The organism is Mesorhizobium sp. WSM4847 (genome assembly GCF_055811335.1).
This window is the reverse complement of record NZ_JBVVPY010000004.1, coordinates 159468-175503: the sequence shown is the minus strand read 5'-3', so window position 1 is coordinate 175503 and position 16036 is coordinate 159468. Positions and strand designations below refer to the sequence as shown.

13 protein-coding genes are annotated in these 16036 nt (G+C 63.6%); 3 read left to right on the top strand and 10 right to left on the bottom strand.

Annotated elements, in window-relative coordinates; genetic code table 11:
- Nucleotides 1–18: 18 nt before the first annotated feature.
- From AC0L28_RS07210 to puuE, 10 genes are all read right to left on the bottom strand, one after another.
- On the bottom strand, nt 19–858 hold the full coding sequence (locus AC0L28_RS07210; RefSeq protein WP_473476473.1) for an alkaline phosphatase family protein: 840 nt from the start codon (nt 856–858) through the stop codon (nt 19–21).
- An 8-nt stretch (nt 859–866) separates the two neighbouring features.
- On the bottom strand, nt 867–2519 hold the full coding sequence (locus tag AC0L28_RS07205; RefSeq protein WP_473476471.1) for an ABC transporter ATP-binding protein: 1653 nt from the start codon (nt 2517–2519) through the stop codon (nt 867–869).
- On the bottom strand, nt 2519–3343 hold the full coding sequence (locus tag AC0L28_RS07200; RefSeq protein ID WP_128244537.1) for an ABC transporter permease: 825 nt from the start codon (nt 3341–3343) through the stop codon (nt 2519–2521). The genes AC0L28_RS07205 and AC0L28_RS07200 overlap by 1 nt, the downstream gene beginning before the upstream one ends.
- A gap of 11 nt (nt 3344–3354) precedes the next feature.
- Nucleotides 3355–4314 carry an ABC transporter permease gene (locus AC0L28_RS07195; RefSeq protein WP_023796836.1) on the bottom strand — a complete coding sequence of 320 codons (960 nt, stop codon included), beginning with the start codon at nt 4312–4314 and terminating at the stop codon, nt 3355–3357.
- Between the two features lie 16 nt (nt 4315–4330).
- A complete protein-coding gene (locus tag AC0L28_RS07190; RefSeq protein WP_023796835.1) occupies nt 4331–5920 on the bottom strand; it encodes an ABC transporter substrate-binding protein in 1590 nt (529 codons plus the stop codon).
- 156 nt (nt 5921–6076) lie between these two features.
- Nucleotides 6077–8062, bottom strand: a complete 1986-nt coding sequence (locus tag AC0L28_RS07185) for a CocE/NonD family hydrolase (protein ID WP_473476468.1) — start codon at nt 8060–8062, stop codon at nt 6077–6079.
- Between the two features lie 84 nt (nt 8063–8146).
- Complete coding sequence (locus AC0L28_RS07180) at nt 8147–8740, bottom strand: nucleoside deaminase (protein WP_473476466.1); 594 nt, start codon at nt 8738–8740, stop codon at nt 8147–8149.
- The gene (locus tag AC0L28_RS07175; protein WP_023796832.1) at nt 8740–9243 is read right to left on the bottom strand and encodes an ureidoglycolate lyase; all 504 of its coding nucleotides are present in this window, start codon (nt 9241–9243) and stop codon (nt 8740–8742) included. The genes AC0L28_RS07180 and AC0L28_RS07175 overlap by 1 nt, the downstream gene beginning before the upstream one ends.
- Nucleotides 9240–10088 carry a bifunctional allantoicase/(S)-ureidoglycine aminohydrolase gene (locus AC0L28_RS07170; protein ID WP_473476462.1) on the bottom strand — a complete coding sequence of 283 codons (849 nt, stop codon included), beginning with the start codon at nt 10086–10088 and terminating at the stop codon, nt 9240–9242. Before AC0L28_RS07170 ends, AC0L28_RS07175 begins: the two co-directional genes overlap by 4 nt.
- A 63-nt stretch (nt 10089–10151) precedes the next feature.
- Nucleotides 10152–11585: an allantoinase PuuE gene (gene puuE, locus AC0L28_RS07165; protein WP_473476459.1), complete on the bottom strand. Its 1434-nt coding sequence runs from the start codon at nt 11583–11585 to the stop codon at nt 10152–10154.
- A 174-nt stretch (nt 11586–11759) separates the two neighbouring features.
- Here puuE and uraH point away from each other — a divergent pair, with 174 nt between their 5' ends.
- From uraH to xdhB, 3 genes are read left to right on the top strand one after another with little or no spacing between them, the layout of a single operon-like run.
- Complete coding sequence (gene uraH / locus AC0L28_RS07160) at nt 11760–12134, top strand: hydroxyisourate hydrolase (protein ID WP_292405428.1); 375 nt, start codon at nt 11760–11762, stop codon at nt 12132–12134.
- Nucleotides 12135–12137: 3 nt separating this feature from the next.
- The gene (gene xdhA, locus AC0L28_RS07155) at nt 12138–13619 is read left to right on the top strand and encodes a xanthine dehydrogenase small subunit (RefSeq protein WP_473476457.1); all 1482 of its coding nucleotides are present in this window, start codon (nt 12138–12140) and stop codon (nt 13617–13619) included.
- A gap of 51 nt (nt 13620–13670) precedes the next feature.
- Nucleotides 13671–16019, top strand: a complete 2349-nt coding sequence (gene xdhB / locus AC0L28_RS07150; protein WP_473476454.1) for a xanthine dehydrogenase molybdopterin binding subunit — start codon at nt 13671–13673, stop codon at nt 16017–16019.
- Nucleotides 16020–16036: the final 17 nt, after the last annotated feature.

Genomic DNA, 16036 nt, shown 5'->3' with positions numbered 1-16036 from the left:
AGAAGGGAAGACGCGTGTTCAGTCCAGGAACGGCCTGGCCTTCATCGTCGCGGGCACCGCCACGCCGAGGCGCGCAAGCACCGTAGGCGCAAGCTGCAACTGGTCTAACAGAGCGTCGGCCTCCGGCCCCATGCCGGGCCCGAAGTAGTAAAGCGCGAAATCCTGCATCTCGTCGTTATGGCCGCCATGATGGCCGCGATCGGTCTGGCCGTGATCGGCGGTGACGATCACCTCGTAGCCGGCTTCCCGCCAGCGCGGCAGGAAGGTGGCCAGCATGCCGTCCATCGCATAGACGGCATTGTCCATCTCATGGCAGTCGTGGCCGAAGCGGTGGCCCATCGAGTCCAGCGTGCAGGTGTGCAGGATGCCGTAGTCGATGCCGTGGCGCCTGGTCAGCATCGTCAGCGTCGCGAACAGGTCGACGTCGCTCGGCGTCATCTGATTGCGGGCGTTGTAGCCGGTCATGGTGTGGAACCGGCCATGCGTGATCGGCCCGCCGGGCTCATCGAACTCCATGTCCTCGACCAGATCGAACGGATAGGCCCGGAAGAATTCGGACCAGTAGGAATGAGTGACCGCGCCGGTCTTGCCACCGGCTTTGCTGACCTCGGAGAATATGTCGGGTTGCTCAACGCGGAACCGGTTCTCGTTGGTCAGGATGCCGTGCACTTGCGGCGCCACGCCAGTATGGATCGACGCATAGCAGCAGGCCGAGGTCGACGGCAGCACGGAGCGCATCTTCCAGACGCGAGCTTCGCCCGATTGCACCCAGCCTTCGAGATTGCCCATCAGCCGGCGCCAATTGCGATAAGGCACGCCGTCGAGGATGATCAGCAGAAGTTTTGTCTCGAGCGCCACCGGGGTGTCTAATTGCCGGCGCTGGCCATGCGTCGTCCCTTGATCGCCTTCTCCAGCCAGCCGATCTCCATTTCGGGGACTGAGGACAAGAGAAGGTCGGTATAGGCGTCGAAGGGCGGCGCCAACACCTGGCTCTTGGCACCGTAGCGCACCACCTCGCCGCGATACATCACCGCGATCGAATCGGCGATCGACTTCACCGTGGCGAGATCGTGGGTGATGAACAGATAGGCGACGTTTTCCTCCTTCTGCAGCTCGAGCAGCAGCTTCAGGATGCCGTTGGCGACCAGCGGGTCGAGCGCCGAGGTCACCTCGTCGCAGATGATCAGCTTCGGCTTGGCGGCGAGCGAGCGGGCGATGCAGACGCGCTGCTTCTGGCCGCCGGAAAGCTCGGCCGGGTAGCGGTCGATGAAACCCTTGCCCATCTCGATCTTGTCGAGCAGTTCGGCGACGCGCTTGTCGCGCTCGCGGCCGCGCAGACCAAAATAGAATTCGAGCGGCCGGCCGATGATGGTGCCGACGGTCTGGCGCGGGTTCATCGCCACGTCGGCCATCTGGTAGATCATCTGCAACTGGCGCAGATCCTCTTTCGGCCGATCGGCAAGCCGGTTGGCGAGCGGCCGCCCGTCGAAGGTGACGGTGCCTTGTTCGGGCGGCAACAGGCCGGTGATGGCGCGCGCCAGCGTCGACTTGCCCGAGCCGGACTCGCCGACCACCGCCAGCGTCTGGCCCGGATAGATGTCGACCGAGACGTTCTTCAGCACCTTGATATGGCTGCGGCCATAGGCGGCGGTGATGTTCTTGACCGACAGGAACGGCGTCGTGCCGGGCTTTTGCTCCTGGTGCTCGATCTCATGCACCGAGACCAGCGCATTGGTGTATTCCTGGCGCGGTTCCTTGATGATCTGGCGGGTGCCGCCCCATTCGACCAGCCGGCCATGGCGCAGGACCATGATCTCGTCCGAGACCTGAGCGACGACGGCAAGGTCATGGGTGATGTACAGCGCCGCGACATGCGTGTCGCGGATGGCGTCCTTGATCGCCGCCAGCACGTCGATCTGCGTCGTCACGTCAAGCGCCGTGGTAGGCTCGTCGAAGACGATCAGGTCGGGCTCGGAACACAGCGCCATCGCCGTCATCACACGCTGCAGCTGGCCGCCGGACACCTGGTGCGGAAAGCGCTCGCCAATGCTTTCGGGGTTCGGAAGGCTGAGCTTCTTGAACAACGCGATGGCGCGTTTTTCGGACGCGGCCCGCGTTGCCGTGCCATGCAGCAGCGTCGCCTCGACCACCTGGTCCATCAGTCTGTGCGCCGGGTTGAAGGCGGCGGCAGCCGATTGCGCGACATAGCAGACCTCGCGGCCGCGCAGCTTGCGAAAGCCCTCCTTGCCGCCTTTGAGGATGTCGCGGCCGTTGAGGATGACTTCGCCGCCGGTGATGCGCACGCCGCCGCGGCCATAGCCCATCGACGCCAGGCCGATGGTCGACTTGCCGGCTCCAGACTCGCCGATCAGGCCGAGCACCTTGCCCTTCTCGAGCGACAGCGAGACGTCGTGGACCAGCACGATGTTCTTCGGCGCTTCGCCCGGCGGGAACACGGTGGCCTCGATGCGCAGATTGCGGATATCGAGCAGCACGGACTTAGCTCGCTGGTCAGCCATTACCCGCGCCCTCCCTTCAGGCTCGTCGTGCGGTTGAGCACCCAGTCGGCGACAAGGTTGACGGAAATCGCCAGCATGGCGATCGCCGCGGCAGGGATGAGCGCCGCCGCGATGCCGAAGACGATGCCGTCCTTGTTTTCCTTGACCATGCCGCCCCAGTCGGCGCTAGGCGGCTGCACGCCGAGGCCGAGGAAGGACAGTGTCGACAGGAACAGCACGGCATAGATGAAGCGCAGGCCGAGTTCCGAAACCAGCGGCGACAACGCATTGGGCAGGATCTCGCGGAAGATGATCCACACGCTGCCTTCGCCGCGCAGCTTGGCCGCCTCGACGAAATCCATGACGTTGATGTCGACGGCGACCGCCCGCGACAGGCGGTAGACGCGGGTCGAGTCGAGGATGCCCATGACCAGGATCAGCGTCACCAGATTGGTTGGCAGCACGGAGAGCACGACGAGGCCCATGATCAGCGTCGGGATAGACATCAGGAGATCGACAAGGCGCGACATAAGCGTGTCGAACCAGCCGCCGAAAACCGCCGCCGAGAAGCCAAGGATGGCGCCGAGCGAGAAGGACAGCGCGGTGGCCAGCACCGCGATGAACAGCGTGACGCGCGCGCCGTAGATCATGCGCGAAAGAAGGTCGCGGCCGAGATTGTCGGTGCCCAGCAAATGTGTCGCCGACATCGGTGCCCAGACGTCGCCGACGATCTCGCCATTGCCGTAAGGCGCGATCCAGGGCGCGAAGATCGCCGCCAGCACGAACAATGCCGTCAGCACCAGGCCGATCAGCGCAGGGATGGGGATGCGTTTTATGTCGAGCACAGCGCCGCCCCTCACTTCGGATGTCTGAGACGCGGATTGGCGACGATCGCCGCTATGTCCGCAATGATGTTGAGGCTGATATAAACCGCGGCGAAGATCAGGCCGACCGCCTGCACCACCGGTACGTCACGCTTGGTGACGTGGTCGACGAGATACTGCCCCATGCCCGGATAGACGAAGATCACTTCGACAACGACGACGCCGACGATCAGGTAGGCGAGGTTGAGCATGACGACGTTGATGATCGGCGCAATCGCATTGGGGAAGGCATGCCTGCGAATGACGGCGAATGCCGAAAGCCCCTTGAGCTCCGCCGTCTCGACATAAGCCGATTGCATGACATTGAGGATCGCGGCGCGCGTCATGCGCATCATGTGGGCGAGCACCACCAGCGTCAGTGCCGCCGCCGGCAGCATGATCGCCTGCATGCGCTCGCCGAACGGCATCCCGTCATAGACCGTCGAGATGCCGGGGAAGATCTGGTATTTCACGGCAAAGAAATAGACGAGCACATAGCCGATGAAGAATTCGGGAAACGAGGTCGAGGCAAGCGCCAGTCCGGAGATCAGCTTGTCGACCCAGCCATTGCGGTAACGCACCGCAATCAGGCCGAGGATGATCGCCAGCGGCACGGCAACGACCGCCGCCCAGAAGGCGAGGAACAGCGTGTTCCACAACCGCCCCTTGATCGACGTCGCAATATCCTGCCCGCTGGACATGGCGGTGCCGAGATCACCGGTCACGACGCCGCCGAGCCAGCGGAAATAGCGGATAAAGGCCGGATCGTTGAGGCCGAGCTGCTCGCGAAGATTGGCAAGCGACTCCGGTGTCGCCGACTGTCCGAGGATGGCTTGCGCGACGTCGCCGGGCAGGATCTGGGTGCCGGCGAAGATCAGGACCGATACGGCCAACAGCAGGAGGATGCCCAGCGCAATGCGCTGGGCCACCAGTTTCACGATGGGTGAGGACATATCCGCAAGGCCGGGCTCAGGCTTCGAGCCAGCATTTTGCCAGAGCGTACCCGTTCATCAGCTCCTGATGCGGATCGTCGACCCAGCCGGCGACCTTGGCGCCCGTCGCGTCGATGAACTGATTGAACATCGGCAGGATCAGGCCACCTTCGTCGCGGACGAGCATCGCCATGTCGCGATACATCGCCTTGCGCTTGGCTTCGTCGAGCTCGGCACGCGCCGCCAGCACCATCTTGTCGAACTCGGGACGCTTGAAACGCGTGTCGTTCCAGTCGGCCGTCGACAGGTACGCAGTCGAGTACATCTGGTCCTGCGTCGAGCGTCCGCCCCAGTAGGAGGCGCAGAAGGGCTGCTTGTTCCATACTTCCGACCAGTAGCCGTCGCCCGGCTCGCGCTTGATCTCCAGCGTGATGCCGGCCTTGGCCGCGCTTTGCTGGAACAGCTGCGCGGCATCGACGGCGCCGGGGAAGGCGACGTCCGATGTCCTGAGCAGGACGGCGCCGTCATGGCCCGACTTCTTGAAATGAAACTTGGCCTTGTCGGGATCGTATTTGCGCTGCTCGATGTCCTCGGAAAACAGCGGATAGGCCGAGTTGATCGGGAAGTCGTTGCCGAGCGAGCCATAGCCTCTGAGGATCTTGTCGAGCATCTCCTCGCGGTCGATCGCCAGCTTCAGCGCCATGCGCAAATCGTTGTTGTCGAACGGCGCCGTGTTGCAATGCATGATGAAGACGTAGTGGCCAGGACCCGCATGGTTGCGGATGGTGACGCCGGGCAGCCGCTTGATCAGGTCGACGATCTTCGGCTCGACGCGGTTGATCATGTTGACCTGGCCGCCCTGCAAGGCCGAAGTGCGCGCCGTGGCGTCGTTGATGACGATAATCTCGATCTGGTCGGCATGGCCCATCTTGTCGGCCTGCCAGTAATTGGCGAACCGCTCGCCGCCATGGCGCACGCCGGGCTCGTTGGTGGTGATCTTGTAGGGTCCGGCCGAGATGCCGGCGTCGGCCTTGTCCTTGCCGCCATTGGGCTGGATGATCAAATGGTAATCGCTAAGCAGATAGGGCAGGTCGGCATTGGCTTCCTTCAGCGTCAGCACGACTTCCTTGCCGCTGGCCTTGATGCTCTCGATGCCTTTCATGTAGCCGAGCGCGCCCGACTTCGACTTCTCGTCCGAATGGCGTTCGAGTGTGGCGGCGACGTCCTCGGCGGTTACCGTCTTGCCGTTATGGAATTCGACGCCGTCGCGAATCTTCAGCGTCCAGACCTTGGCGTCGTCAGACGAGCCGATCTCCTCGGCGATGCGGTTCTCGAGCGTGCCTTCCGGGGAAAGCTCGACGATCAGTTCGCCCCACATCTTGCCGAAGGCGAACGGCACCTGCGTCATGAACAGGGCCGGATCGAGGCTGTTGGTGGACTCGCCGCCGACCAAGCCGGCCTTCAGCGTGCCCCCCTTGACCGGACCCGCGGCGCGCGCCGCACTCGAAAGCAGCGAGTTGGCGAAGGTCGCGGTGACGCCGAGCGCTGCCGCCCGGCCGAGAAAATCACGACGGCTCAGTTTGCCGGACGCGACGCGCCGGCTGAGAAATTCCAGTTCGTTTGACATGTTGAGTTCCTCACTCTGTTGGTTCGACCTTGTGGTCGTTTTTTATCATTTCTTGTGAGGAGAATAATGACCGCAAGGGAACGCCGTAAGCAAGACCGAATGCGACATGCCGTGGCGTAAATCGTACGTCGCAATTGGACCAACCCGCGTAAGCGCTCAAAGCAGCGCGCGCGGGATTTTCTCTTCGAAATTGCGCTCGAAAACCAGTTCCTCGCCTTCATAGGCTTCGATTCTGGCGCTAACCATGAAGCTTTGCGCGTCGGACCGCATTTCGGCTGACGTTTCGGTGCGCACCGACCATCCATTTCGCGACAGCGTCTGCGTCCAGTGCGTCTTGCCCGACGCTGACAGCGGATTGTCAGGATGGATCGCCCATGTCTCGCGGGCGACGCTGCCATTGGCGAGGCCATGCTCCAGGTCGCGCACCTCGCCGAAATCGTCGACAATGGAAAGCGTGACGATTCCGGTCTTCTCGTCGCGATCAACATGACGCTCGGAATTGGCGGCACGGACCGTTTCGGTTGCCCAGGGCACGGCTGCCTCGGACGTAGGGAACGTGACTTCGTCGCCTTGCGCCGGCGGACGCAGCGGCAGCTTCAGCGTAGCCGCCGACAGGTCGAGCCGAACCGGTTCCGGCGATGGCCAGATCATCGGCCAGTAGGCGTTCGAAACGGCAATACGCAGGCGATGGCCTGATGGCACGCGATAGGCGCATTGGTCGAGCACCACCCGCGCCAAAACGGTCTCTTCCGGCACCAGCGCCTCGGGGAATTCATGCGAGTTGCGGTGCGTCAGGTTGAGCACGCCGTAGGAGATCAATTCGGATGCGCCGTCAGGATGCACGTCGCACAGCCGCACCGCGATGTTCGCCTGCGGTCGATCCGAGGCGACCTGGATCAAAACCTCCGGCGCGCCGACAATGTCGATCGCCTCGCCGAGCGGGGGCTGGTCGAAACACACCGACAGCGCATCGTCGGGGCGCTGGTCGCCGGGCAGTTCCGGCCCGAAGGTGAAGGGGAAATATTCGCCGCCGGCGAGGCCGCAGCTTTGTGGCGAAGCCACGATTGCAGGCCTGGCGCCTTCCGGGATCAGTTCGATCGCCTCAGCCTTGATGTTGGGCGATGGCCAGTCTGCTTCGGCAACCCAGCGGCCGGGCCGCTCGGGATGCCAACGCGCGGGGCGCACGCTGTCCATCACATAGGCGCGGTAGGCCGGGTCGGCCTCGACGCCGGTGTCGATGCCTTTCAACCAGCGGTCCCACCAGCGCAAGGCCTCCTGCAGGAAGCCGACCGCTGGTTTCGGTGCGGCGTAATGCGGGTACTTGTGGATCCACGGGCCGACGATGCCCTTGACCGGCGCCTCGATATTGGCCGCGAGGTAGGAAATCGTATTGCGATAGCCGTCATGCCAGCCGCCGATCGACAGCACGGCGGCTTGGATGGCGGAATAGTCCTCGCAGATCGAACCGCGCTTCCAATAGGCGTCGCGGTGCTGGTGTCTCAGCCACAGCGGCGCCAGGAAGGGCTGGTTCTCCAGCCGGGTCAGCCATAGGTCGCGCCATCTGTTGTCGCCGGCCAGCAGCGGGTCCGGTGGCCGCGACGAATAGGACAGCATGGTCGAGGCCCAGCCGAAATTCTCGATCAGCAGGCAGCCGCCCTTGTAGTGGATGTCGTCGGCATAGCGGTCGACGGTCGAGCACAGGCTGATGACTGCCTTCAACGCCGGCGGCTGCTTGGCTGCAACCTGCAGGCAGTTGAAGCCGCCCCAGGAGATGCCCATCATGCCGACATTGCCGTTGCACCAGGGCTGGGCGGCCGCCCAGGCGATCACATCGCAGGCGTCCTGCAATTCCTGCTCGGAATATTCGTCGTCCATCAGCCCTTCGGAATCGCCATTGCCGCGCATGTCGACGCGGATCGATGCATAGCCATAGCCGGCGAAATAGGGATGCGTCAGCTGATCGCGAAAGATCGTGCCGTCGCGCTTGCGGTAGGGCAGGTGCTCGAGGATCGCCGGCACCGGATCGTCGGCGGCATCGGCCGGCATCCACACCCGCGCCGACAGCCGGCAGCCATCCGGCATGACGATGCCCATGTCCGGAAACTCGACGACCTTGCGGGGAAATTCAGTGACGGTTTTCATGCGGGCGACTCCAGGACGGCCAAATGATGGAGCCCGTGGGACGTCGTCGTGGGCCAGCCAACGAATTCGGCTGGTCAATCCGCGTCAACTCAACGGAATGTCGTTTTCGTCCTTGCTCACCTGATAGGCGCTGGACAATTCGTCATAGCGTGCGGAGATTTTGCCGATCCGCGGTTCCAGTCGCAGCCGCTCGGTCTCGGGCAGCGAACACACCAGTTTTCGGATCGAAAAACTCTTCCAGTAGGCGTTCTCGGCATTGTAGCCGCCGGGGTCGAGGGTGAAGACCTCCTTCAGGATCTTCAGGTCGTGCGGGATGGCGAAGCTGTCGCGCGAATCCTCATGCGAAAACAAATAGTAGAAATTGTCGAAGCCGGTCCAGGTGATCGCCGACAGGCAGAGCGAGCAGGGTTCATGCGTGGCGAGAAAAATCGCGTCCCTGGTGTCGACGCGCTCAGCCTTGGGCATTTCGTAGAACCGCTTCAGGCAGTGAACTTCGCCATGCCAGAGCGGGTTCTCAGTCTCGTTGTTGGTCTCGGCGAGCACCAGCGAGCGGTCGTCCTTGCGCAAGATCGCCGCGCCGAAAAGCTTGTTGCCATGGGCGACGCCTTCGGCCGTCTTCGGCACGATGTCATGCTCGATGACGTCGAGCAGGCGGTCGATCAGCGAGACGTCGGCCATCACTGGCTCCCATCGGGAAGATGGATCTCGTAAGCGTGCGAGAAATGGCACTCGTCGAGGTTGGCGCCGTCGCCACCGCGGTCGACGACGAGGAAATCCTGGGCCTCGCCGATCGGCGTCAGCACGCCGTGCCAGCGATTGCGCGGATAATTGACGCCCTGCCCGGGCGCGGTGAGGAAGGCATGCGGCTCGCCCGGGCCGTCGTCGCCATCATGGCAGACGACGACCAGGAACGGCCGTGGCGACAGCGGGATGAAAGCCTGGCTGCCGAACGGGTGACGCTCGACCATGGTGAGCTTCAGCGGAAAATCGTAAGGCGTGCCGCGCACCATGGAGATCAGCACGTGCCCATTCGGTCCCTGCGCTTCGGCGGTGGCGAGATCGTGATAGCGCTCGGCCTTGCCGCCATTGATCGGGTAGTGATTGCCGCCGCCCATATCGATGACGTCGCCGAACTCGGCAAAATTTTCACGGGTCAGCGGCCGCGCCACGATGCGGGTCATGGCGCGCGCCTCCCCACGCCGGCGCCACCAAGCTTGGCGTGCCGGTTGACATCCTTGTAGAGCAAATAGCGGAATTTTCCGGGGCCGCCAGCATAGCAGGCCTGCGGACAGAAGGCGCGCAGCCACATATAGTCGCCGGCCTCGACCTCGACCCAGTCCTGGTTGAGGCGGTAGACGGCCTTGCCCTCCAGCACGTAGAGACCGTGCTCCATGACATGCGTCTCGGCGAAGGGGATGACCGCACCCGGTTCGAGCGTGACGATGGTGACATGCATGTCGTGGCGCATGTCTTCAGGGTCGACGAAGCGCGTCGTCGCCCAACGGCCCTCGGTGCCGGGCATCGGCGTCGGCGCAATGTCCTGTTCGTTGGCAAAGAAGGCTTGCGGGACATCAATGCCTTCGACGGCGTCGTAAGCCTTGCGGATCCAGTGGAAGCGGACAGCAGCGCCGCTCTCGTTGCGAACAGTCCATCCGCTGGCCGGTGGCAGGAAAGCAAAGCCGCCCGGCTGCAGGACATGTTTCTCGCCAGCCAGCAAGACGCTCAGCTCGCCCTCGACCACGAACAGGGCGCCCTCGGCGCTGGCATCCGGTTCCGGCCGGCTGCTGCCGCCATCGGGCGCGACCTCGACAATGTATTGCGAAAACGTCTCGGCAAAGCCCGACAGCGGGCGCGACAGCACCCAGACGCGGGTCTTGTCCCAGAATGGCAAGGCGCTGGTGACGATGTCCTGCATCACCCCCCGGGGAATGACGGCGTAGGCCTCGGTGAAGACAGCGCGGCCGGTCAGCAGTTCGCTCTGGCCGGGGTGGCCGCCCTGCGGCGCGTAATAGGATCGGTCGGCCATTTTCATCGTATCCATCAGTTCAGAGCCTATTGCGGAAGCCAATGCCTATTGCGGAAGCCAGCCCTATTGCGGAAGCATGTCCTTGAGGCGGAGCAGTGCGATGCGCTCGACCTGTTTGCAGGCGGTTTCGAATTCAACGCCGCGGCTGTTGCCGATGCGCGCCTCGAACTCCGCCAGGATTTCTTCCTTGGTCTTGCCTTTCACCGCGATGATGAAGGGGAAGCCGAAACTGGCGACGTAAGCCGCATTGAACTTTGAGAACAGCTCGCGCTCCTTGTCGGTCAGCGCGTCGAGCCCGGCGGAAGCCTGTTCCCTGGCCGATTCCGTTGTCAGCCGCTTGGCCTGCGCCAGTTTTCCGGCGAGGTCGGGATGGGCGTTGAGCACGGAGAGCCGCTCGGCCTCGCTGGCGCCGCGAAAGACACGGCACAGCGCACTGTGCAGGCCGCCGGCACTGTCATGCGCCGGGCCGAGTTCCAGCCCATAGGCACGCTCGGCGATCCACGGCGAATGCTCGAACACTTCGCCGAAAGCCTGAACGAAGGCCTCGAACTCCATTTTTGACGGGCGCAGCGCCAGCGGCCGGAACGGATGGGTTTTTTGCCAGTGCCTGGCGATGTCGATGCGTCGCGCCAGCCAGACCCTGTCGTGCGATTTGACGTAGTCGACGAAGCGCTTCAGCGCCGCGACCCGGCCCGGCCGGCCGATGAGACGGCAGTGCAGGCCGATATTCATCATGCGCGGCCGCCCTGCCTTGCCCTCGGCATAGAGCGTATCGAAACTGTCCCTGAGATAGGCGAAGAACTGGTCGCCAGAGTTAAAACCCTGCGGCGTGGCGAAACGCATATCGTTGGCGTCGAGCGTGTAGGGGATGATGAGCTGCGGTTTTGTCGACCCGTCCGGCCCACCATGCTCGAACCAGTACGGCAGTTCGTCGTCATAGGTGTCGGACACATAGTCGAAGCCGCCTTCTTCCGCCGCCAGCCGCACAGTGTTGATCGAAGTGCGGCCGGTGTACCAGCCGGTCGGCCGCGCCCCGGTCACCTCGTAGTGCAAGCTAACAGCCGCTTCCATATCGCGGCGCTCGTCCTCCGGCGTATGGTCGCGGTAATCGATCCATTTCAGCCCATGCGAGGCGATTTCCCAGCCGGCCTCCTGCATCGCCGCGACCTGGTCGGGCGAGCGCGCCAGCGCTGTGGCGACACCGTAACAGGTGACCGGCACCTCGGCTTCGCTGAACAGGCGCAGCAATCGCCAGAAGCCGGCGCGCGCGCCATATTCGTAGATCGATTCCATGTTCCAGTGGCGCTGGCCGGGCCAGGGCGCAGCACCGACGATCTCGGACAGGAAGGCTTCCGAAGCCTTGTCGCCGTGCAGGACGCAGTTCTCGCCGCCTTCCTCGTAATTGACGACGAACTGCACCGCGACATGCGCCCCACCAGGCCATTTCGGATCCGGCGGATTGGCGCCGTAGCCGCGCATGTCTCGTTCGTAACGCATTGTCGCTCCTGCCAGATAGTGTGATCAGGATAGTCGAAAGGATTGCTTGCGCATTCCCCCGAAAATTTTTGAAAGTGTTTTTGCAGCACTTGGCTCGACCGGGACTTATGCATTGCCTTTAAATGGCGCACAATTCTTCAAATATGTTCGACCGTACCGGAATGGGAGCAGCCAGTGGCGGAAACGTCGATAGCCGAAGGCGGACGTCTGACGACCCATGTCCTCGACACCGCAACCGGCCGGCCGGCGGCCGGCCTGTCGATCGAGCTTTACCGCATCAACGACGACATGCGGACGCATCTGAAGACAGCGGTCACCAATGCCGACGGCCGCTGTGACGCGCCGCTGCTTGCCGATGCGGAATTCCGCACCGGCGAATACGAGCTGGTCTTCGCTGCCGGCGACTATCTGCGCCGGCAGGGGTTGAGACTGCCGGAACCGGCCTTCCTCGACAGCGTGCCGATCCGCTTCGGCATGGCCGAGCCGGTGCACTATCATGTGCCGCTGCTTATATCCCCCTACGGCTATTCGACCTATCGGGGGAGCTGAGACATGAGGAGGCTCAAAACACGCAGCGAGATACGCTTCATCCTCAATGGCGAGAAGGTTGCGTTGACCAAGGTTGCGCCCGACGAGACCTTGCTCGACTGGCTGCGGCTCGAGCGCTCGCTGCGCGGCACCAAGGAAGGTTGCGCCGAGGGCGATTGCGGCGCCTGCACCGTGCTGGTCGGAAGGCTCTCAGGCGGCCGGCTGGTCTATGAAAGCGTCAATGCCTGCATCCGCTTCCTTGGCTCGCTCGACGGTACGCATGTTGTGACCATCGAGCACCTGCGCGGCGACGGCGAAAAACTGCATCCGGTGCAGCAGGCGATGGTCGATTTCCACGGCTCGCAATGCGGCTTCTGCACGCCCGGCTTCGTCATGTCGCTTTATGCCCTGTGGATGCGGTCGCCTGAGCCTTCGGATGCAGCCATAGAAAAGGCGCTGCAGGGCAATCTCTGCCGCTGCACCGGCTACGAGGCGATCGTCCGCGCCGCGCGAGCCGTCTCCAGCTACGGCAAGGCGGCAAAGGATCCGCTGGCGGCGGAGCGCAAGGCCATCGCCGAGAAGCTTGCGGCCATGAAAGACGGTGCGCGCATCGAGATCGGCGCCGGCAAGCAGCGGCTGGTCGTGCCGGCCGATGCCGACGACCTCGCCGCCGTGCTCGACAAGGAGCCGGGCGCCACCATCGTTGCCGGTTCGACCGATGTCGGCCTGTGGGTGACCAAGCACATGCGCGAGATTGCGCCGGCGATCTTCATCGGCAATCTCGACGGGCTGTGCATGATTTCCGAGGACGAGGGCATCATATCGATGGGCGCTGGTGTCACCTACACCGAGGCTTTCTCGACGCTGGCGAAACGCATCCCGGCGCTGGGCCCGCTGTTCGATCGCATTGGCGGCGACCAGGTGCGCAATATGGGCACGATCGGTGGCAACATCGCCAATGGCTCGCCGATCGGCGACACGCCGCCGCCGCTGATCGCTTTGGGTGCGCGGCTGACGCTGCGCCGCGGCAACAAGCGGCGGACGATCCCCCTCCAAGATTTCTTCATCGCCTATGGCAAGCAGGATCGGCAGCCGGGCGAGTTCGTCGAGGCGGTGCATGTCCCGGTGCCAGGCCGGGACATGAAATTCGCCGTCTACAAGATCACCAAGCGCCGCGACGAGGACATCACGGCAGCACTTGGCGCATTCCTGCTGACCCTGGCTAAGGACGGCGCGGTGGCGGAGGTGCGCATTGCCTATGGCGGCATGGCGGCAACGCCGAAGCGGGCTTTCAGCGTGGAAAAGGCGTTGCTCGGCAAGCCTTGGACGGAGGCGACGGTCGAGGCGGCCATGGCCGAGTACGCCAGGGACTTTACGCCGCTGACCGACATGCGGGCGAGCGCCGAATACCGGGCGCTGGCGGCGAAGAACCTGCTGCTGCGCTTCTTCGCCGAGACCAGCGGCACCAAGGCGCCGATTCAGATATCGCGCCACGAGGCGGCGTGAGATGGCGACGTCGATTATGAAGGCCGAACACCGCCTTACCGAGGTTGTTCAATGACCAAACACGCTCCCAACCTTAGGGCACAGAAAATCGCTGGTGGCGTTGCCACCGACCAGCACCATGATTCCGCGCACAAGCACGTCCGCGGCACGGCCGTCTATATCGACGACATGCCGGAATCATCAGGCACGCTGCATGGCTGCCTTGGGCTTTCGACGGCAACGCACGCCACAATCACCAGCATGGACCTGTCGGCGGTGCGCGCCGCACCCGGCGTTGTCGACGTGCTGACGGCCAGCGACGTGCCGGGCGAGAACGATATTTCGCCGACCGGCCGCCACGATGAACCAGTGCTGGCCGATAGTGAGGTGCAATTCTTCGGCCAGCCGATCTTCTGCGTCATTGCCGAAACCCGCGAGCAGGCGCGCCGCGCCACTACGCTGGCCAAGATCGAATACAAGCAATTGCCCTTTGTCATCGACATCGGCGTCCTCGATCCCAGGAAGGACAAGCTGGTCACGCCGCCGCTGACCTTGAGGCGCGGCGATGCAGCGGCTGCGATCAGCGCGGCGCCGCGCCGGCTGAAGGGAAAAATGCGCATCGGCGGCCAGGACCATTTTTATCTCGAAGGCCAGATCGCCATGGCCGTTCCCGGCGAGGATCAGGACGTCACGATTTATTCGTCGACTCAGCATCCGAGCGAAATCCAGCACATGGTCAGCCATGCGCTCGGCGTGCCGAGCCATGCCGTCACGGTCGAGATTCGCCGCATGGGTGGCGGCTTTGGCGGCAAGGAAACGCAAGGCAACCAGTTCGCCGCGCTGGCGGCGATCGCTGCGAAAAAACACCATCGCGCGGTGAAAATCCGGCCCGACCGTGACGACGACATGATCGCCACCGGCAAGCGCCATGACTTTCTGGTCGACTACGAGGTCGGCTTTGACGACGACGGCAATATTCTCGGCGTCGATTTCATGTTCGCGGCGCGTTGCGGCTTCTCGGCGGACCTCTCAGGACCAGTGACCGACCGCGCGCTGTTCCACTGCGACAACACCTATTTCTGGCCGGCGGTGCATGCGCAGTCGGCGCCGCTCTACACCAACACCGTGTCGAACACCGCCTTCCGCGGCTTCGGCGGTCCGCAAGGCATGGTCGGCGCCGAGCGCGTCATCGAGGAGGTCGCCTTTGCCGTCGGCAAGGATCCGCTCGAGATCCGTAAGAAGAACTTTTATGGCACCAGCGACCGCAACATCACGCCCTATCACCAGACGGTCGAAGACAACATCATCCACCGCATCGTCGCCGAGCTGGAGGCGAGTTGCGACTATGCGAGGCGCCGCCGCACGGTTCGTGCCTTCAACGCCAACAGTCGCTTCATCAAGCGTGGATTGGCGCTGACGCCGGTCAAGTTCGGCATCTCGTTCACTGCCACCCACTACAATCAGGCCGGCGCGCTGGTGCATGTCTACACCGACGGTTCGGTGCATCTGAACCATGGCGGCACCGAAATGGGGCAGGGCCTCTACGTCAAGGTGGCGCAGGTGGTGGCGGAAGAATTCCAGATCGACCTCGACCAGGTAAAGATCACCGCGACGACGACCGGCAAGGTGCCGAACACCTCGGCGACCGCCGCATCGTCCGGTTCCGACCTCAACGGTATGGCGGCGCAGAACGCGGCCCGGCAGATCAAGGAGCGGTTGACCAACTTCGCTGCCGAAAAATACCAGGTGCCGCGCGACCAGGTGCTGTTCCTGCCCAACCGGGTGCGCATCGGCAACCAGGAGATCGCCTTCGCCGATCTCGTCAGGCAGGCTTATATGGCGCGCATCCAGCTTTCGGCGGCGGGCTTCTACAAGACGCCAAAAATCCACTGGGACCGTGACAAGGGCGAGGGTCGCCCCTTCTATTATTTCGCGTATGGCGCCGCGTGCTCGGAAGTCTCGGTCGACACGCTGACCGGCGAATATGTCGTCGAGCGCACCGACATCCTGCACGAGACCGGCCGCTCGCTGAACCGCGCCATCGACCTTGGCCAGGTCGAGGGCGGCTTCATCCAGGGCATGGGCTGGCTGACGACGGAGGAGCTTTGGTGGGACGAAAAGGGCCGGCTGCGCACCCATGCGCCGTCGACCTACAAGATTCCGCTCGCCTCGGACCGACCGAAGATCTTCAACGTGACGCTGGCCGATTGGCCGGAAGCGAGCGAGCCGACGGTGCACCGCTCCAAGGCGGTCGGCGAGCCGCCGCTGCCGCTCGGCATCTCGGTGCTGCATGCGCTGTCGGATGCGGTGGCAAGCGTTGCCGATCACCGGATCTGCCCGCGCCTCGACCCACCGGCGACGCCGGAGCGAGTGCTGATGGCGATCGAACGGCTGAAGGAGGAGGCCAAGACCGGTGCTTGAATCCGGTCCCGGGGTCG